At 38.1% G+C, this 20,776-nt stretch carries 17 protein-coding genes; all 17 read right to left on the minus strand.

From position 1 onward, the window contains the following. Window positions 1-215: 215 nt before the first annotated feature. The 17 genes from galE to FTU92_RS12495 all read right to left on the minus strand — a co-directional run bounded on the left by galE (window position 216) and on the right by FTU92_RS12495 (window position 20,774). The gene (gene galE / locus FTU92_RS12415) at window positions 216-1,238 is read right to left on the minus strand and encodes a UDP-glucose 4-epimerase GalE (protein WP_180096342.1); all 1,023 of its coding nucleotides are present in this window, start codon (window positions 1,236-1,238) and stop codon (window positions 216-218) included. Next, on the minus strand, window positions 1,231-2,937 hold the full coding sequence (pgi, locus tag FTU92_RS12420) for a glucose-6-phosphate isomerase (RefSeq protein WP_180096394.1): 1,707 nt from the start codon (window positions 2,935-2,937) through the stop codon (window positions 1,231-1,233). Before pgi ends, galE begins: the two co-directional genes overlap by 8 nt. Window positions 2,938-2,951: 14 nt before the next feature. Then, complete coding sequence (locus tag FTU92_RS12425) at window positions 2,952-4,220, minus strand: nucleotide sugar dehydrogenase (RefSeq protein ID WP_131261289.1); 1,269 nt, start codon at window positions 4,218-4,220, stop codon at window positions 2,952-2,954. A 551-nt stretch (window positions 4,221-4,771) separates the two neighbouring features. Next, complete coding sequence (galU, locus tag FTU92_RS12430) at window positions 4,772-5,653, minus strand: UTP--glucose-1-phosphate uridylyltransferase GalU (RefSeq protein WP_180096344.1); 882 nt, start codon at window positions 5,651-5,653, stop codon at window positions 4,772-4,774. Window positions 5,654-5,735: 82 nt separating this feature from the next. Further along, complete coding sequence (locus tag FTU92_RS12435; protein ID WP_180096346.1) at window positions 5,736-7,610, minus strand: nucleoside-diphosphate sugar epimerase/dehydratase; 1,875 nt, start codon at window positions 7,608-7,610, stop codon at window positions 5,736-5,738. Window positions 7,611-7,866: 256 nt separating this feature from the next. Continuing rightward, window positions 7,867-9,042: a DegT/DnrJ/EryC1/StrS aminotransferase family protein gene (locus tag FTU92_RS12440; RefSeq protein WP_180096348.1), complete on the minus strand. Its 1,176-nt coding sequence runs from the start codon at window positions 9,040-9,042 to the stop codon at window positions 7,867-7,869. A gap of 39 nt (window positions 9,043-9,081) precedes the next feature. After that, window positions 9,082-9,735 (minus strand): acetyltransferase, encoded by a 654-nt coding sequence (locus FTU92_RS12445; RefSeq protein ID WP_180096395.1) that lies wholly within the window; start codon window positions 9,733-9,735, stop codon window positions 9,082-9,084. Next, window positions 9,735-10,343: a sugar transferase gene (locus FTU92_RS12450; protein ID WP_180096350.1), complete on the minus strand. Its 609-nt coding sequence runs from the start codon at window positions 10,341-10,343 to the stop codon at window positions 9,735-9,737. The genes FTU92_RS12445 and FTU92_RS12450 overlap by 1 nt, the downstream gene beginning before the upstream one ends. Beyond that, window positions 10,336-11,592, minus strand: coding sequence for a glycosyltransferase family 4 protein (locus FTU92_RS12455; protein ID WP_180096352.1), 1,257 nt, complete (start codon window positions 11,590-11,592; stop codon window positions 10,336-10,338). The genes FTU92_RS12450 and FTU92_RS12455 overlap by 8 nt, the downstream gene beginning before the upstream one ends. Window positions 11,593-11,600: 8 nt before the next feature. Continuing rightward, window positions 11,601-12,770: a nucleotide sugar dehydrogenase gene (locus tag FTU92_RS12460; RefSeq protein WP_180096362.1), complete on the minus strand. Its 1,170-nt coding sequence runs from the start codon at window positions 12,768-12,770 to the stop codon at window positions 11,601-11,603. Between the two features lie 172 nt (window positions 12,771-12,942). Next, the gene (locus FTU92_RS12465) at window positions 12,943-14,025 is read right to left on the minus strand and encodes a glycosyltransferase (RefSeq protein WP_180096364.1); all 1,083 of its coding nucleotides are present in this window, start codon (window positions 14,023-14,025) and stop codon (window positions 12,943-12,945) included. 103 nt (window positions 14,026-14,128) lie between these two features. After that, window positions 14,129-15,199, minus strand: a complete 1,071-nt coding sequence (wecB, locus tag FTU92_RS12470; RefSeq protein WP_218944579.1) for a non-hydrolyzing UDP-N-acetylglucosamine 2-epimerase — start codon at window positions 15,197-15,199, stop codon at window positions 14,129-14,131. Window positions 15,200-15,209: 10 nt separating this feature from the next. Next, a complete protein-coding gene (locus FTU92_RS12475) occupies window positions 15,210-16,307 on the minus strand; it encodes a glycosyltransferase (protein ID WP_180096366.1) in 1,098 nt (365 codons plus the stop codon). A 15-nt stretch (window positions 16,308-16,322) separates the two neighbouring features. Further along, window positions 16,323-17,510 (minus strand): hypothetical protein, encoded by a 1,188-nt coding sequence (locus FTU92_RS12480; protein WP_180096368.1) that lies wholly within the window; start codon window positions 17,508-17,510, stop codon window positions 16,323-16,325. A 90-nt stretch (window positions 17,511-17,600) separates the two neighbouring features. After that, window positions 17,601-18,827: a glycosyltransferase gene (locus FTU92_RS12485; protein ID WP_180096370.1), complete on the minus strand. Its 1,227-nt coding sequence runs from the start codon at window positions 18,825-18,827 to the stop codon at window positions 17,601-17,603. A gap of 7 nt (window positions 18,828-18,834) precedes the next feature. Beyond that, window positions 18,835-19,404, minus strand: coding sequence for an acyltransferase (locus tag FTU92_RS12490; protein ID WP_180096372.1), 570 nt, complete (start codon window positions 19,402-19,404; stop codon window positions 18,835-18,837). Continuing rightward, entirely contained in the window at window positions 19,401-20,774 is a 1,374-nt protein-coding gene (locus FTU92_RS12495) for an oligosaccharide flippase family protein (protein ID WP_180096374.1), read from the minus strand. The genes FTU92_RS12490 and FTU92_RS12495 overlap by 4 nt, the downstream gene beginning before the upstream one ends. Window positions 20,775-20,776: the final 2 nt, after the last annotated feature.

A 20,776-nucleotide genomic window follows, 5' to 3' on the forward strand; every position in this document is an offset into this window, starting at 1 on the left:
CGCCTTACAAAACTGTAAAGCGTATATTGCAAGAACGGACTGACCGCTACAAGTCGGAACTGACCGACTCAGGCTCTAGTTACACGCTTGGCAACAAGACATTAACAGAGTGCGAATTAGTCCTTGAGTATGTTTGAATACATTTTAAGGAACAGTCAAAACTGACTCCCGTTTTTATGCTCTAAACCTTGTGGCTGAGTGTATGGCTAGAATGATTAATTTTGACGATAACCATTCGGATTCTGCTTTTGCCAGTTCCAGCTATCAGTCAACATATCTTCTAGGCCATATTGTGGTGTCCAGCCCAGTTCTTGCAAGGCGCGGCTATTATCTGCAAAAGATATCGCCACATCGCCTTCACGACGTGGTGCAAACTCAAATGGAATCTGCACACCATTGACCTGTTCAAAAGTATTCTTCACTTGCAGCACCGAAATTCCATTACCCGTACCAATATTCCAAGCACGGCAACCCTGTGCAGTCAAACGGTTATTCAAGGCACATAAATGCGCATTGGCCAAATCGACCACATGAATATAATCTCGCACGCCAGTGCCATCTGGTGTGGCATAATCCTGCCCAAAAATTGACAGTTTTTCACGACGTCCCACCGCCACTTGGGTGACATAAGGCATTAAATTATTTGGAATACCTTGTGGGTCTTCTCCAATACGACCACTTTTATGCGCACCCACAGGGTTAAAATAACGCAATAACGCAATCGACCAACGAGGATCTGCTGCGGCAGCTTTTTCTAAGAGCTGTTCCACAATCAGTTTGGTATAGCCATAATTATTACTTGGCATTCCTGTTGGCATATCTTCATTCAACGGCGAAATATTGGCTTCGTCATATACCGTGGCTGATGAGCTAAATACCAGTTTAAATACATTGGCACGTTGCATGGCCTGAATCAGGCTGATTGAACCTGCAATATTGTTGTCAAAATAACTGAGTGGAATTTGCTGGCTTTCTCCAACTGCTTTCAAACCTGCGAAATGAATCACTGCATCAATTGCATATTCAGCAAATACGTTATCTAAAGCTGCAGCATCACGGATATCGCCCTGAATAAAATGCAGGGGTTTAGCTGTCAATTGTTGCACACGTGCTAAAGACTCTGCTGAACTGTTACATAAATTATCCAGCACCACCACGCTGTGCCCTGCATTCAGCAACTCGACACAGGTATGTGAACCGATATAGCCGGCACCGCCTGTTACTAAAACATTAGCCATCTATTTTTCCTAATAAAATTTTTAATAAACCTTGAGTCGATGCATCGAGTGCGGATAAATCCTGTTGCTGCCCATTTAAAATAGGCAAGAGCTGATTGGCAATTTCCTTGCCTTTTTCTACGCCCCATTGGTCAAAAGGATTAATATTCCACAGCACCGATTGCACAAAGACTTTATGTTCATACAGGGCAATCAACATGCCTAAGCTATACGGATTGAGTTCTTGCAATAAAATACTGCTACTTGGCTGATTACCACTGTACTGCTTATATGCCGCTAAGCCATCTAATTCCTGCTGATCTAAAGCCTGATTACCAAAGGCCAAAAGCCGCGACTGTGCCAAGCAGTTGGACAAGGCTAAATGATGCTGCTCCACCAAAGCCTCAGCATTTTCAGCATAGGTAAATTGATTGGCATTATAACGCTGCATAGGGGCAATAAAATCACAGCTGACCGCATGTGTCCCTTGATGCAACAATTGATAGAACGCATGCTGGGCATTCGGCCCGACCTCACCCCAAACAATCGGGCAAGTATCGACGCTCACCGCCTCGCCATTACGCTGAATCGACTTGCCATTCGATTCCATTTCTAATTGCTGTAAATACGAAGCGAAGTATTTTAAGCGTCCATCATAAGGCAAGACCGCATGAGTCTGAATATTCAGGAAATTATTATTCCATACCCCAAGCAAGCCCATCAGCACTGGGATGTTCTGATCAAATGCAGCCGTTTGAAAATGCTGATCAACCGCATGTGCGCCTGCTAAAAACCGCTGAAAACCCGCAATGCCAATGGTCAGGGCAATCGGTAAGCCAATACACGACCATAACGAATAGCGACCACCCACCCAATCCCAAAGCAAGAGCTGATTTTCAGGGCAAATGCCCCAATCGGTCATTTTATCGGCTTTGGTGGATACTCCAATAAAGTGATGTTTCAGAATTTGCGTGTGTGTGCCCAAGGCCTTTTCTAGCCATTGTTTCACCGTTTGTGCATTGGATAAGGTATCAATAGTGCCAAAAGACTTGGACGAAATAATAAATAAAGTGGTTTCAGGACGCAGACGATGCAGCAATTCAGATAACTGGCTGCCATCCATGGTGGACACAAAATGTACATTCAGTGGTTTTTCAGTTGCCACTTTAAAATCAGATAAGGCTTGAGTCACCATCAACGGGCCTAAATCTGAGCCACCGACACCAATATTGACCACATCCTGAATCACTTCACCCGTGGCACCACGGTATTGGCCTGCATGGATTTTTTCCACCAAGGCATACATACGCTCAAGCTGGGTATGGACTTGCTCAGTCAATGCAGCGTAGGCATCGGTCTGTTCGGAACCGCTTGCTGCTGTGCTGGTCGCAGGCAAACGCAAGGCCCAATGCATCGCATCGCGCTGTTCGGTGTAGTTAATTTTCTCTGAGCCTGTTGCCGTTGAAAATAAACGTTGAATCCACTCAGCAAGTTGACTCTGCTGTGCAAACTGAACCAGGGTCTGCAACACCTTGGCGTCAATCCGATGCTTGCTATAGTCAAACAGCACACTGTCCAAAGCCACCGAGAAACGCTGAAAACGCTGTGGATCTTGAGCAAACAGCTGATTTAAATGCAGCTGCTGAAACTGTTGCTGTAATTGTTGTAACTGCGGCAAAGCATTGTCACTTTGGGAGAACGAGCTTTGCGCCTGTGACATTGTGCTACGAATCATTAGCGACCGACTCCCATATAAGCAAAACCTTGTGCCTTCACAAATTCAGGATCATAAATATTGCGACCATCCAAAATCAGCGGATGCTGCATCTGCTGCAACAAAGTCGGATAATCCAAACTCCAATATTGTTTCCACGCGGTCAGCACACATAATGCCGATGCACCTTCGACGGCTTGATATTGGTCTGTACATAAAATCAGATCATCGCGCTGACCATACTGTGCCACAATTTCAGGCAATGCTTGTGGGTCATGTAATTTGACCGTCACACCCTGAGCCCACAACGCAGGCAACATCACATGAATGGGAGAATGTTGCACCCGTGCGGTATTTTCTTTAAAGGCTGCACCCCAAATAGCCACAGTTTTGCCGTTTAAATCGCCCTGATAATAATTCCACAATTTTCTAAACAAGAGTTCTTTTTGTTGTTCGTTAATGTCCCAGACCTGCGCCAACAACTGACTTTTCACCCCTGTGGTGGATACGGTACTGGCCAGAGTCTGAATATCATGGCTAAAGTTTTCACCACCAAACCCTGCACCGGGGTACATATACGATGCACCAATACGGCTATCTGCCGCCATGCCTTGGCGTACATGCTCAATATCAATCCCGAGTTTTTCTGCCACCACTGCCAAGTCATTGATATAACTGATACGGGTTGCCAGCATGCCTGAAATACTCAGTTTGGTAAATTCTGCATCCAACACGGGCATAAACAGGTATTGCTGTGCACGTGGAAATAAGGGGCGGAGTAATTCTTTGAGTTTGACTTGCGCACGTTCATTTTCACAACCCACCGTGAGTTGCTGTGCACGGGTCATACTTTGAATGGCATTGCCCTCTTGAATCATGTCGGGCAAATACATCCAGTCATCTTGTGGCAAGATTTTTTGCAGGCGCTGTGTGCCATTTAAACCCAAAGTCGAGGCATTGATCATCAATTTAGGGTGAATGATCGGACGTTGTTGCAACTGCCCCAAAACGGTTAAGGCGTGTGCTTCTTCAGTCGGGTTCAAACTGAGTAGATAGACATCCACATCTAAAGGCAATGCAGCAAAATCACAATAGTGTAAAAAGCCCTTGCTGCATTGTTGTTGTAATAACAGGCTCAAGGCTTGGTCTTGAAAGCTGAGATGTTGCTGTTCGAGTGGATGGGCAGCATCCTGAAAGATATCGCACCAATAGACTTGATGCCCACATTCTGCCAAGAGTGCAGACATCACGCCTGCATAGAGGGTTTTTCCAAAGACTGCGACTTTCAAAATGTGTTCCTGCGTATTGGTTGATGCTGTTTATTTCATGGGGTTACTCTCTTGATTCAAGAGAGATTAGGAAAGATTTTTACATTTCATCCTTTCCTACTGTTCCTCCCTTTTTAAAGGGAGGCTAGGAGGGATTTTCAACATTGAAAGTTTTCACCATATTTGGCTCTCCTTTTTTTAATCCCCCTCAATCCCCCTTTGAAAATGGGGAGGTTCGCACAAGCAAGGGCTTTGTAATGGGATGTTCCTCCCTGAGCAAGAGTTTAAGCACTGCTTTAAATTTTCGCACATAAAATCAATTTTATAATGAGCACCCCTCTCTTTTTTAAAGAGAGGTTGGGAGAGATTTTCAACATTGGAAGTTTTCACCATATTTGGCTCTCCTTTTTTTAATCCCCCTCAATCCCCCTTTGAAAAGGGGGAGGTTCGCACAAGCAAGGGCTTTGTAATGGGATGTTCCTCCCTGAGCAAGAATTTAAGCACTGCTTTAAATTCTTGCGTAAGAAGGGAGGCTAGGAAAGATTTTCTAATCTTTCCCCCCTTAATCACCTTTAAGATTCAATCTTTAACTCTTGAATCAAGGCTTTAAAATCTTCGCCTAATTTTGGATGATCGAGCCCATAATGCAACACTGCTTTTAAGTAACCCAACTTGCTGCCACAGTCAAAAGTCTGACCTTGCATACGGTAAGCTTCCACCACACTATTTTGCTGCAACATGGCAATGGCATCGGTCAATTGAATTTCATTGCCTGCTCCTTTAGGGGTGTTTTCGAGCAAAGTCATAATTTTTGCAGGCAAGACATAACGCCCCACCACCGATAAATTAGAAGGTGCCGTGCCTACTGTGGGTTTTTCGACAATGCCCTGCATCACGGTACTTTCACCTTCAGCAGGTGCTGTGGCTACATCGACAATACCGTATTGATCGACCAGATGATCTGGCACTGCTTCAACCATAATCTGTGCAGCTTTGCTTTGCTCAAAACGCTGAATCATGCGTGCCAAGTCATTTTGTGCCGCATCATCTTTAACCAATACATCGGGTAACAGCACTGCAAAAGCATCATTGCCCACTACAGATTTAGCACATAAAACTGCATGCCCTAAGCCTAAAGGTTGTGGCTGACGTACACTCACGACACTGACATGTGCAGGTAAAATTTCGGTAATTTCTTTGAGCAAATCCATTTTTTGTTTTTGTTCCAAAGTGGTTTCTAGCTCAAAGTTACGGTCAAAGTAGTTTTCAATGGAGGCTTTAGAGGAATGGGTTACCAAAATAATTTGCTCAATCCCTGCTGCAACTGCCTCCCGTACTACATATTCAATCGCAGGACGATCGACCACAGTCACCATTTCTTTAGGAATGGCTTTACTGGCTGGCAGAAAACGGGTGCCTAAACCAGCTACGGGTAAAATGGCTTTTTTAATCATCTCAGATACCTAATTTCACACAAATTTTTAATTAATTTTACTCATCAACAAGTTGGACTTACTTCAACTTAGTTTTTGAAATTTAGTTCACCTTAATTTCTGTCCCACGGGCATAACCATCCACATAGTGTTCAAGCTGTGCTAAAGCCCAGTCGATATCACTTTGAATTGCGGTTAAGTCATGCATACGCTCAAACACCATCAGCAATTCATCCAACGGATACATTTTTTCATAAGAACGTAAAATACGACTGTGCTGGGTCACTTCGGTATTATCGGCATCAATCAACAATTCTTCATAAAGTTTTTCGCCTGGGCGTAAGCCTGAATATTGGATTTCAATATCACCTTCCTGGCTGCCTGTTTCTCGTACTTTTAAACCACTCAGTGCAATCATTTGACGGGCCAAGTCCTGAATGCGTACAGGTTCCCCCATATCCAGCAGGAATACATCGCCCCCCTGACCCAAAGCACCCGCCTGAATCACCAATTGCGAGGCTTCTGGAATGGTCATAAAGTAACGGGTAACTTCAGGATGAGTCACGGTAATAGGCCCACCTTTGGCAATTTGCTGTTTAAACAACGGCACCACCGAACCCGATGAACCCAAGACATTCCCAAAGCGGACAATGCTAATTTGGGTCTGATCTTGCGCTTCTGCCATCGCCTGGCAATACAATTCTGCCATACGTTTAGACGCCCCCATGACATTGGTTGGACGCACGGCTTTATCGGTAGAAATGAGTACAAAAGTTTCTACACCTGTTTTGACCGCTGCATTTAAGCTAAATGCCGTACCAATGGCGTTGTTTTTCAAACCTGCCAATGGGTTACATTCTACCAAGGGCACGTGTTTGTAAGCAGCCGCATGGTACACGGTTTGAACCCTATACTGTTCCATCACTCGCTCTAGTTTGGCCTGATCGAGTACTGAACCTAAAATCGGGATAATCGTGACATCGCTATTTAAGCGTAATTCTTTGTCAATGCTATACAACGCAAATTCGGTCAGCTCATAAATTACCAAAGCTTTGGGTTTATTTTTAACAATTTGGCGACACAGTTCAGAACCAATGGACCCCCCCGCCCCTGTAACCATGACCATTTTGTCTTGAATATTTTTAGTCAACAGTTCGGGGACTGGCGGCACAGGGTCACGCCCGAGCAAGTCAATAATATCGACTTCCTGAATATCCGATACGCGAATTTCACCATCGACCAGTTTGGTCAGTCCTGGAATTTCGGTAATTTTAATATGTGCAGGCTCTAAGAATTTGACGATCTCACTTTTACGCATCCGTCCTACAGAAGGCAGTGCAATCAAAATTTCATCGACATTTTTTTTAGCCAGGAATTTTAATGCGCTGTCTGCGTCATAGACTTTTAAACGTCCTAATTGCTGCCCTGTGAGTGATGGATCATCATCAATAAATAATACGGGTAAGTGTTCATCGGAATTGTATAATGCTGCTGCAATTTGCTGTCCCGCATTGCCTGCACCATAAATCGCCACACGTTTTTTTTGTACATCGGCTTGTAAATAAGAACGCACGATAAAGCGAATAAAACCACGGCTAAACCAAACCCATGCGAACATGAGAAATCCGAACATGAGCGGAATAGATGTGGGGATAAAGGCATCGGTAAAGTAAGCCAACGCATACAACCCTGCCACAGTCAAAGAGGTACCCAACCCCAGTTTGACCATAAACAGTTCGCTGTAGGTGCGCACAATAAAGCGATACACCCCAAAAATAAACAGCGATACAACGGCAATTACACTTGCCCATACCGAACCAAAAGCCAAGTTAGGCACCACTTCTGCGCCTAAATCAAACTGGCGAATGGCATAACATAGCCAAAGCAAGACAGGAAATACACAAAAGTCCAGCACCATTAAAAATGCAAGTTTGACTAAGCGGGGGGATTCTACAGCAGGTTCGATAATGGATTTCACGGGATGAGGCTTCTCAATATTTTTTTACTGAAAATTGTCTATAAACATTAAATAGACAATTTTCAGTTCACACTATTTTTATCAAAGTAAAATATATCATTTGGCATATTTTACTCTATTTTCGATTTAAAGATTAGATGGCTTTATCGCGCTGCAATAGTCTAGTGATGTAAATGCACCAACTAATCTGACACAGCCCTTTGCGCTCTATCGCAAGATGAAGATCACCACTAGAAGGCTGCATCACAAGTATGGCTTAGCCTGCCATCTGTTGTATCACCTGCTGAATGGCTGCAATGGTTTTTTCTATGCTGTCATTGCTTAAATTTGGATGAACCAAGAACATTAAACTGGTTTCGCCCAATTGCTGTGCATTGACCAACCGCTGTGCAGGTCGCCATGCTGTACCATCAAAGGCATGTTCTAAATACACTTCTGAACATGAGCCGCTAAAACAAGGTACATTCAGGGCATTAATTTCCTGCATGATACGATCACGTGACCAACCTGCAGGTAACTGTTCGCTATTGACCTGCACATAGCACTTGTAGTTGGCATGTACATAGTCACTGTTTGGATAGTGCACAGTAAAATATGGACTGTCCTGAAAGGCTGCCAAAATGCGCTGTGCATGCTCGGTACGTTTTTGTGTCCATTCTGGCATGCGCTGTAATTGTATACGTCCAATCACGGCTTGCATTTCCATCATGCGCCAGTTGGTGCCAAATGAGTCATGTAACCAACGGAACCCTGGTGGATGTTGTTTGTGATAAATGCTGTCGTAATTTTTACCGTGGTCTTTGTAGGACCACATTTTTTTCCATAGCTGTTCATCGTTGGTGGTGACCATACCGCCTTCGCCACCTGTGGTCATAATTTTGTCCTGACAGAAAGACCACGCACCAATATGTCCAATTGAACCTGCAGCTTTGCCTTTGTACATCGCACCATGCGCTTGGGCACAGTCTTCAATCACATACAGACCCTTTTCTTTTGCCAGTTGCATAATCGGGTCCATATCACACATCCAGCCTGCCAAATGCACACAAATAATGGCTTTGGTATTTGGAGTCAGTACTGCCTCAATGGTGCGAGCAGAAATATTTTGTGAATCGAGTTCTACATCTGCAAAAATGGGGTTGGCACCTGCTGTCACAATGGAACTTGCCGACGCTAAAAAAGTACGTGAGGTAACAATCACGTCATCACCCGTGCCAATGTTCAAGGCTTTGAGGGCAATATCTAAAGCGACAGTACCGTTGGCAAGTGCCACGGCATATTGGGTTTGCGCAAATTGGGCAAATTCTTTTTCGAACTCGCGGCATTCCTGTCCGGTCCAATAGTTGACTTTATTCGACAGTAAAACTTGAGATACGGCATCTGCCTCTTGTTGAGTAAAGCTTGGCCATGGTTCAAATGCTGTGTTTAGCATGCTTTATCCTAGAGTATTAATTGTATTCATCTTAAAAAATTAGTTCTTTTTCAGCACTCGTGCAGGGTTACCCACTACAGTCACGCCTGCAGGTACACTTTTAGTCACGACTGCACCCATACCCACCACCGCACCGCGACCAATAATTAAAGGTTGGTCTGGTGTGCCCTGTTTGATCACAGCACCCGTACCAATATAGGCATGGTCTTCAATATGAATATTGCCATTACATTTCACGCCGGGAGCAAAGGTGACGTAATCTCCAATCACACAGTCATGAGCAACATAGCTATAAATATTGGCATGAAAGAATTTTCCAATTTTAATATTGGATGTCAGACAAGTGAAAGGACAAAGTAAGCTTCCTTCACCCATATGCACTTCATCTAGAATAACGGTATTACTGGCCTGAACATCTAAATGCTGAATCTGGTCTTCAGTTAAACGCTGGACCAGTTTTTCACGAACTTGGCTGTTTGCTATAGCAATCGTTACAGCCTTATGTGTATTCGGTTTAGCAAGAAAATCCTGATAACTTAAAACAGCATAGTCATTTAAACTATTGCCGGCTTGGCCATCATCGATAAAAACAAAGCTATCTTTGGCTAAGGTTGGAAATTGCTGGCGAACCAATGGCATAACTTCTTTACCAAAACCACTTGCACCATAAATACCAATATATAAAGCTGTCATCATGTTTCATCCTTGTTTTGTGAGCCAGTAAAGCGTGTCATGGTGGCTTCGCCTTCGGCACTGATATCATCTTTTGCTAAAACTTTATATACGGTTTTAAACATGATTTTAAAGTCGAGCCAAGTGGATCGATTTTCCACATACCAGGTATCCAGCTTGAACTTTTCTTCCCAGCCTATGGCATTGCGGCCATTCACTTGTGCATGACCCGTCATACCCGGACGAACATCATGACGTTTGGCCTGTTCAGGGCTGTAAAGCGGCAGGTATTCCATCAGCAATGGGCGTGGGCCAACAATACTCATATCACCTTTAATCACGTTCCATAGTTCCGGCATTTCATCCAGACTGGTAGAACGCAGCATTTGTCCAAAAGGCGTTAAGCGTTCACTGTCCGGAAGTGGATTGCCCTGTTCATCCACAGCATCTTTCATGGTCCGGAACTTGATCATTTCAAAGGGCTTGCCATGCAAACCGGGACGCACCTGGCGAAACAAGACCGGCGAACCTAAATTCTTTTTTACTTTGTAAGAAACGAATGCATAAAGTGGTGAAAGCAGGATCAGGGCAACGGAGGCGATGATAATATCGAGAAGGCGTTTAATCATAATATTTCTGAGTAATTGAATCTGGTGTGATATTACTTGTGTTAACAGTATTCATTAAAACCTGGTTTAATTGCTCTGCAAGCACATCTCTATGAAATTGAGTATTTGCCAGTCTTTTAGCATTAGCTGCAGAAATTTCATAAGATTCTGAGTCAGCTATAAAACTAGCAATCTTCTGAGCAGCAGATTCGATATCTAGATTCCACGTCACTAAACCACAGTTATTTTTTTCAATTAAATCAACCATCCACCCACCATAATTGATCATAATTGGTTTTCCAGCAGCAAGTGCATCAAAGAATTTATTTGCTGAGTTTGCCCGCATTTCAGGTTTATCAATGAATAAAGCTGTACATAAGGTTGCAGCATTCAATATAACTGGAATATCTTTTTTAGGTATTTTTTTCATCATAAACAGGTTATTGTTTAGTACACCTTGCTCTTGAGCAAATGAAGTTACTTGGTCAAATTCAATACCATCACCCACCAATAAGATGCGAATTTCAGGATTAATATCCTTTAACTTCGCAGCCAACTCTACAAGGTAGCCAACGCCATTAATATGACCAAAAGTGCCCGTATATACAAGGAGCGGACGATTTTGCAACCAAGTCAAAGATTCTCTGAATTGCGTAACCTTTTCATTTTCGACATTAAATAATTCCAAATCAGAGCTATTTGGAATTACAGCCACTTGCTGTTTAGGGTAGCCAGTTTTGACAACACCCTCTTTCATACCAGGAGAAAGAGCAACGATCGCTTTTGAATTGTTATATGACCAACGCTCTAAACCATGCGCTAACTTTTGTGCAAGGGGGTTATTAAGAGCCCCCATAGCGATAGGAAGTTCTGGCCATAAATCTCTGACTTCAAATACCATGGGTACTTTTAACTTTTTAGCCGTAGAGACCGCAGGTAAAGCAATAGTTAAAGGCGTACTTGTTGCAAAAACCACATCAGCATCTTTAAAAGTTTTTCCCTTTTTAGCCGCATGAAAAGCAAATCTAAAAAATGCTTTAATGCGATCTATATAAGACATTTTATTATTATAATAGTTTGGAAACCAATGGACATGAATTCCTGCTTCATTCGTCACATACCAATCGGTTTGATCCGTTTCTTTAACCCAAGATGTAATCATATGGACTTCATGGCCAGCAGCAACTAAGCGACGAGCCATTTCATACGAACGAGTGCCACCTGACATTTCTGGTGTGTTAAAGTATTGATGGAAATAAAGAATTTTCATGAGTTCTCTCAGTTGATATTAAAAAGATCACGAGTATAAACTTTATCTACAATATCAAGCAGATCATCATCCATACGATTACATAAAACTAAATCAGATGATTTTTTAAAAGCTATAAGATTATGTTCAACAGGACATTCATTAAATATATCTAAGCTTAAAGTCGGTTCATAAATAACCACTTTAACACCGTTTTTTTGCAATGAGGAAATAATACTATGAATCGCAGAATATCTAAAATTGTCTGATCCATGTTTCATTATAAGTCTATATATACCTACTGTCTTAGGCTTAACAGATAAAATTCGATCAACTATAAATTTTTTCCTAGTATTATTTGAATTAACCACAGCTGTAATAATGTCGTTAGGAACATCTTTATAATTAGCTAATAACTGCTTTGTATCTTTAGGTAAACAATAACCTCCGTACCCAAAAGAGGGATTATTATAATAATTACCAATACGTGGATCTAAGCTAATACCGTCAATAATTTGTCTAGCATCAAGATTTTTTAATTCTGCATATGTATCCAGCTCATTAAAAAAAGATACTCTCAATGCTAAATAGGTATTTGCGAAAAGTTTAATGGCTTCAGCTTCATTTGAATTTGTCAAAAGAACCTCTACATCTTTTTTTAAAGCACCTTCCACCAGTAAACTAGCAAATTCGCGAGCTCTCTCTGATTTTTCACCTACAATAATTCTTGAAGGATACAAATTATCATATAAGGCCTTGCCCTCTCTTAGAAATTCAGGAGAGAATATCAAATTATCTGTATCAAATTTTTCTCTCGCCTTATCAACAAAACCTACTGGAATAGTTGATTTAATAACTATTAATGCTTTTCTATTAACTGTAAGAATATTTTGAATCACAGACTCTACAGATGAAGTATTAAAATAATTCTTTTCCTCATCATAATCTGTAGGTGTAGCAATAACAATTATATCTGACTGCTGATAAGCAGTTTTCCAATCTGCAGTAGCTGTAAGATTTAAATTATGGTCTTTCAAGTAAGAATTAATTTCAACATCTTGAATGGGAGATTTTTTTTGATTAACAAGATCTATACGATGCTTATCTGTATCTACTGCAATAACATTATTTCTTTGAGAGAGTAAAATTGCATTAGACAACCCTACATAACCTAAACCTACAATCGAAATGCTTTTCATTCAACCTAACCTTAAAATACAATAAACAGACAAATCAAAAGAAATATTAATATCATTATGGCAAAATTTTATGCCATCTTTCTGCAAAAGTGATATCTTACTAAGATAAAAATACAACAATATTCAAACCAACATTAATTTAAAAAACAACCACTAGTTATTTAATAAATATTTAACGTTTAATCATTTCCACATATAGGTCAATCATAGTCTGTACATTCCTATCCCAACTGTACTTATTCAGCGCATTATTAAAACCAGCCTCGCCAAGCTTTTGTCTAAGATCATAATCATTAACCAGTTTTTCTAGTTTATTACTCGCCTCAACTATATCCTCATAAGGAATGACAAAACCAGTAACATTGTTAGTTACAACTTCTGGTAAACCGCCAACATTTGATACAATAACAGGTCTACGCGCGGCATGTGCCTCTACAACAGCCACACCAAAACTCTCAAATCTACTTAATGCTACAAAAATATCAAATGATTTTAATTTTTCTGGAACATATTTATGATCTATACGACCTAAAAATTTAATTTTATTATCTAATTTTAGCTCTTTTACTAAAGCTTTTAATTCTGATTCTTTAGAACCAGCGCCTACAATTTCAAGAAATATTTTTTTTTGAGAATTATCTTTTAATAATTTTTTATTTAACAAAGCAAAAGACTTAATCAATATGTCAATCCCATATTGGTTTTCTAATCCCTTTATTGTGCCTATAATGATTTCATTAGAGTCTTTTTTATATTCAATATTTTCAAATTTACAGAATTCAACTCCAAATGGAGTGATAGCAATATCATTACTTTTAATAGGTAATAAGCTATTTATTTGTTCAGCCATTGCAAGACTAGTAGATGCTATCCTATCTGCAAATTTTAAATTCTTAACCACTAATTGTTTATGCAAAAAGGACTTATTAGGAAAAGCATACACATCACTCCCCCAAACAGACAACAAGGTTGGATGAAAACCTACCAATCTAGCAAGTGTTGCATAACCACTAGCATAATGGGCATTTACAATATCTGGATTAATTTTTCTTATTAAATCCTTTACTTTTTTCATATATAAGTAATAACCTAACATACCTTTATATGGAAGCTCATAAAAACTCACCTTAGAATTCAAACTTTCTAAAGGCTTATGCTGAGATATTAAATGAACATTAACTCCTTTTTCAGCTAGTGCATTTGCCCATCGAATAGTATGAATAGATGAAGCACCTGATAGTAAAACTATTTTCATAAATAACTATAACCTAAAAATTTCCAATTAATAAAGATAAGTTCTAATATCAAAAAATATTATTACTAATCTAATATCTAAAGTTGATTGTTCAAAATAAGAATTAAATATTTTGAAGGTATTTAGATATTCTAGAGGAAGCAATTCCACCACCATATAAATTCAATGGATCTTCAATTTTTTTGTCTAGCATCACTTTTGTATATTCAATAATTTTTTGAGTATCTGCACCGGCTAAAACATTGACACCGTGCTCAATCAATTCAACCCATTCAGTTTGGTCACGCATAGTAATACATGGTTTTTTAAAGAAAAAAGCTTCTTTTTGTACACCACCACTATCAGAAACCACTGCATTACAATGCTTTAATAACCAGATCATTTCTAGATACCCCACAGGCTCAAGCACTAACATTTCCAAATACAACCCTAAAGATTTTACAACTCTCTGTGTGCGGGGGTGTAATGGCAGCACGACTGGCAAAATATTTTTATGAATGTAATTCAGTGCATCCACAATAGCTTTTAAGCGTACAGGATCATCGGTATTTTCTGCGCGATGCAATGTAGCAACAATAAAATTACTTTCAGGTACGGCTTTAAGTGCTTCACCTTTTACTGCACGCTCAGCAAAGAACATTGATGAATCTTGCATTACGTCGCCCACATTTAAAATCTGAACTGGTTTAGCCTCAAAACCTTCATTTTTCAAGTTTTTAACAGCAGTCTCAGTTGGGCAGAATAAAATATCACTGACCTGATCCGTTAAAATACGGTTAATTTCTTCAGGCATACGCATATTAAAACTACGTAAACCCGCTTCAATATGTGCAACAGGAATATGTAATTTAGATGCTGCTAATGCACCTGCTAATGTTGAATTCGTATCACCATATACCATTAAACGATCTGGTTTTGACTCTAAGCAAATTTTTTCAATCGCTTCAAGCATACGACCAGTCATAGAACCGTGGCTACCACTATTAATATCTAATTGGTAATGAGGCTTTGGAATACCTAGTTGGTCAAAGAAAATATTAGACATGTTTGCATCAAAATGCTGACCGGTATGAATAATCTCTTCAGACAAACCCGCTGTTTTTTCAATCGCAGCTGATACTACACTCGCTTTAATAAATTGTGGGCGCGCGCCAATTACTGTAAGAATTTTCATATTAATTACCTTACTTTAAAATTTTTAATGTTTTGTGATAAACATCTGACATATTTTCTGCACACGATTGCCATGAGAAATTCGAATGTGCAAATTGTTTAGCTTCTACAGACATCGCTCGCCTAAGCTCAGTATCTAAAATCAGTTTTTTAATAGCATTTGCCGCTTGTTGAGGATTTTCACTATCTACAATAAAACCTGTTTTTCCATTTTGCACAACTTCAGGTAAGCCACCAACATTTGATACAACGACAGGAATACCCATAGCTTGAGCTTCAACCACAGCGACACCAAAGCTTTCCTGCCGACTGAGTGCAACATATATATCTAAGCGATTTAATTCACTTGGAACATCTTCATGAGACACAGATCCAGTAAAATGTGTTAGATGATCTATTCCCAATTCGACAGCAAGCTTTTTAAGTTCATCCATATCTGTCCCACCACCAACGACTCTAAAATTTAATTGGTTAGAAACTTCGGGAAATTCATTTTTTATATCGCTAAAAACTATCGATAAAGCTTTTAATAAGATATCTATACCGTATACATGTTTAAGTGTTTTGACCGTACCAATACAAATCGTTTGAACATTCGCATTTTTATTACAACCACTAGGATTAAATTTTTCTAGATCTACACCAAAAGGTGTAATTTCAATTTTTTTATGCCCGTCTACAAATTGCTGAGTTTGTTTGGCCATACTTAAGCTAGTAGATGCTATAACATCAGCACTGTTAAGATTTTGCTGGAGTAACTTTTTATGAAAAAGAGAGCGATAAGGAAATTCAAAAACATCACTTCCCCAAACAGAAAGCACAAAGGGGTGAAAGTTGGCTAAACGCGCAGTCGTACCATAACCACTAGCATAATGGGCATTCAAAAGATCTGGTTTAATTTCTTTTAAAAGTTTCTTTAGGGCAAACGCATTTAGGAAATATCCAAGGAATCCTTTAAATGGAAGGATTGATAAAGGAATGTTCTTTGGAAAATCCTCTCCCTTTGGTTGCTGAGAAATAACATGGACATTCATACCTTGTTCTGTTAAGTATTTTGCCCATTGTATAGTATGAATACTCATTGAATTGGATAAAAGAACGATTTTCATTTTATAGTCTCAAATTTAAGATTTCATCTTAGCTCTATTGATACAAAGTGATAAGTATATAATAAATATCAGCATCAATTTAGAGTCAGTAATAAATGAGCTAGGCCATGCAATAATAAGACCACAAAATATAGTAAAAATAACTAAATATGAAAAAATACTTCTATTTATCCAAGAAAAAAAAATAGAATAAAAATATAGGAAAAAAATTAAAACCGTGACAAAAAGCCCATATACAGCTATTAAAAAAACATATTCATTATCCATTGAACTTGATCCTTCAATATAATCTTTACCATGTCCAAAAAATAAAAAGAAATTATTCTCTCTTATCAGACTAATAACTTGGCTAGTTTTCTCCTCCCTAGCAACATAAGAAGATCTAGAAGTACCGTATTCAAATAAAGTGAATAAGTATTTTAACTTATCCATATAATTTAATAAAACAGAAGAAACAATAGGAATCAATATCATAATGAAAATTGAAAGCTTTTTAAAAATTGATATGCTTAACTTACCTAAACCAAAAAAACCAACTATAAAAATTGTAGACAAAATAGAAGCTACAAATGCAGTTTGAGATTGTGATAATAAAACACATGACAATGATATAAAGTAGAAAAACATACTAGACTTCTTATATTTTTCATTACAAAAATAATTAATTAAGAAAAAAATTGACAAAATAGCTGAAATAGATCCATTTTGGCCTGGTCCAGGACTTAACCCTAATGCTCTGCTTGCACCATTCAAAGAATATTCAATATGTAAATCACTTGAATATATATTACTAACCACAGCAACAGCACTATAATTAGAAAATTGCATATAACTAACAATAAAATTAGCCAAAATGTAAAACGAAAATATTTTAAAAATGTTATTTTCACTTAAATTAATATTTTTAAAATTTAACAATATAAGTATTACAGGTATAAATCTCAAAATTTCTGGTATATTTCTAAAAACATCACTACCAAGAAATAAAACAGGTAACGATGCACTCAAAACAACTCCAACAAAAATAAAAATAAAAATTTTTAAAGTTTCACTTACGTTTAAACTTTCTCTATTTATAAAAGACAAAAAAAACAAAGTTAAAATAATTAAAACATAATACTCATTTAAATATTTTGCAGGAAAAAAAAGTATAAAATAAATTAACACAGTAAATATTTTACTATTTATATCACGCAATAGCATATGAATAATCTTATCTTAAAAAAATTAAATTACTTCCAAAATTGAAAGTAATTGTATATCAACTTTAAATACTATTTCTATTTAAAGATCCTAATTAAACAATTCCAACACTGCACACTCCTCATTTTTAAGTCTTTCACACCATGTAGACAATTTTTTCAATTCCGTGTTATTTAATTCTTTTAACATACCTTCTCTCAGCATATCATTGTGAACTAAATTTTGAATATCTTGCGCGGCTTGCTCAAAAAAATCATCATTAGGATTGTAAATCAGTCCATTTATTTGATGCTTAATCCAAGATCCAGTATCACCATTATTAAGTGTTACAATAATTTTATTTGCTCTTATAGCTTCTAATAATGGGTTGCCTACATTAGAAGAATCATACATCGAGAAAAATATCTGTGATTCCTTTAATCTATTTACAGCCTCATGATGAGGCAAAGCACCTGAAAATTTTACATAAGGCTCAAGAGAGAGCGATTTAACCATTTGTTCTAATTTTTCTTTTAATCCCCCCCCTCCAATGATTTCGTACTCAAAATCAGTAAAACCATTGGCAACAAGTTGTTCTACAACCTTAATACATCGATCAACTCTTTTCCATCCTACCAATCTAGAAATAGATACAATCTTTATTTTATCTTTAGATAAGTCTGGCCACTTGCTATGCTCAATTACATTTACACCATTTGTCCAAAATTTAATATTCCCTAAATTATCAATACCTCTTATCTTTTTGAGTGCTTTATCACCCTCTGTACCATCATCTGTCATGATAGTTAAATCAGACTTCACTTTTAAAGCTAAAATCAAGTCTGCATTAAAAAGCAATCTCAACCATTGTTTATTTTCTAACATTTCATTTAAAAATGTTCCTTGGAATCTTGTTACGATTTTTTCATTTTTTAAAAATGGTTTAATAAGCGTTAATGCAAGTACGCCATGTAATTCATAGCCATAAACTACATCATAATTACCTGATTTTATTTTCTTGTAGCCCTGCAAAGCTAGTGCAAAAATCACCATTAAGCTGGCTATTTTGGAAAAAATTAGCTTTAAGTAGCGATTTGACATCTGGCGAAATTTCGTAATTGGCCAATAGAATCGAGAAACATTCACACCCTCTGGATTTATCTCTTTTTCATAAGAGTAATTTCCACCAGCATCATTATCACGAGCAACAATATAATCTACATTCCAACCAGACGAAGCATAATACTCTGGTGTTTTCCGAATAACTTGAATTGATTTTTCTTTAAAATCAATTCCAGACAAAAAGAGTATTTTCTTTCGTTCACTTAAATTTTGCATCATAAACCTATAAATTTTTTATTGGCTTAGCTGGAATACCTGCTAAAACAACATTTCCGTCAGGATAACTTTTTGTAACTACAGCTCCTGCTGCAACAATAGTTTTTCGTCCTAAAACTACTCCAGGCAAAAGCACCACATTCATACCTATCCATGATTGATCACCGATTACTACGTTTTCACCGTCTGTATGACCATCCAAAGAATTAAAATCATGATTGGCTGTAATTATTCCCACATTAGGGGCAATATATGTTCCATGCCCGATCTCAATTTTTCCTTTAAAATTCTGAAAATACGTACCTGGAGATTGAAAATTATTTAAATCATCAGGATGAAAGGATAAATTCTTAGGATTTGAAACTATTACATTCAATCCTGCTGGAAAAGGCAAAGGTGGTGCTAACCTTAGAATATTACGGGTCCAAATAGCTCGTATGGACCATCGATATCCACTAAAGCCCTTATCGAAATGTCGACCAGTTAGATATTTTTTATCAAAAAAAATACTTAAAAAAGCATTTAATAACGGCCTAAATATACCAAAAATGCTTTTTAATGTTTTCTTAATACTCATAAATACCCAATTATAAAAGAAATAATTAAACCAGCGAGACTCCATATACCAACTATTGGCATTGTGGAAGTGAATATGTCAGATATATGACGCAAATTAATTTCTGAACATCTGAAAAATACAATATTACAAATCAAATAAAATACTGCGCCAGAAAAAATATACCATTCAGATAATGAGTTACGATCAATATTATACGCAATATATAAGGCGCCTATACGTAGTATTAGTCCAAATACAGTTAGGACTAACATTGATCGTTGCCACCCCCTTACATGCATACACATAGAAATTGGCGAAGCGATAAATTGCAATACCATCCATGGTATCATCCACAGCACCAACTCTCCCGCCCTCTGCCATTCCTCACCAAATATTAATGGAAAAACCACAGGTGAAATAAAACCTATAAATATTAAAGGTCCTATTCCAATCTTGGTAAGACTTGATACCACATTCGCTGTAAAGTTACCTAAATTATTAATACGATATTCTTCAGCAGCTCTTGATAAATAAACTTGAGAAATTGCTCGCCCAATTAAACCCAAAGGCGCACTCATTACCTTTGATGCTAATAGTAAATAACCTACTTCTGGGCCTATTGCCATGGCTGCAATTAATATTAAGGGTATTTGAATTGCAGCTGTATTTGCAAATGACTCAAACGTTGAATATTTAGGAAATTTTTCATATTCTTTCAGTTGAGTTTTCATATTTTTCCAACTTACAAGCTGGAATTTTTTATTGTCTTCTTGCCACGCCTTTTTAATTAATCCCCAAATTCCTGCTCCACTTAAAAAGAGTTGGCCAAATAGTAAGCCAATTGGTGTAAAACCTAGTAATCCAGTACCAATCTGTACACCAGAACCAATGGTCGACTGCATTATTTTAGTTTGAGCAATAGAAGAGAAATATTTTTTTCTTGTAGCCCAATTTTGGGCAGCTGAATATACAGCTGTTAACCATATACCTAATGGCAACATCCATAAATAATTATATAGTTCTGACGCGCTAAACAAGCTAACTAATTCATTTGGCCAAATTACTAATATTAAAGAAAAAATAATCGTTAAAAGCGTTGCAAACACTAAGGATAAAACAAATAGACTCGCCGCATCTTCATCTTTCTCTGGTAATGAAATGGCTATTTCCAATCTAAGACATGCAACAACTGAGCCCATTCCAACAATAGCAGTATAAATTGCAAATAGAGCAAAATCATTCGGACTATATAAACGAGTCAATATGGGTAGAGCTAAAAAAGTAATACCTTGTGCGAAGGCCGTGCTCCCTGCCAAGAGTCCTACGGCCTTCAAAAAGCCTCCTTGTGCATTTAACTTTGCATTAACTCTATCAAGAAGGCTTTTCACAA

The organism is Acinetobacter sp. YH12205 (assembly GCF_013418125.1).
Lineage (GTDB): Bacteria > Pseudomonadota > Gammaproteobacteria > Pseudomonadales > Moraxellaceae > Acinetobacter > Acinetobacter towneri.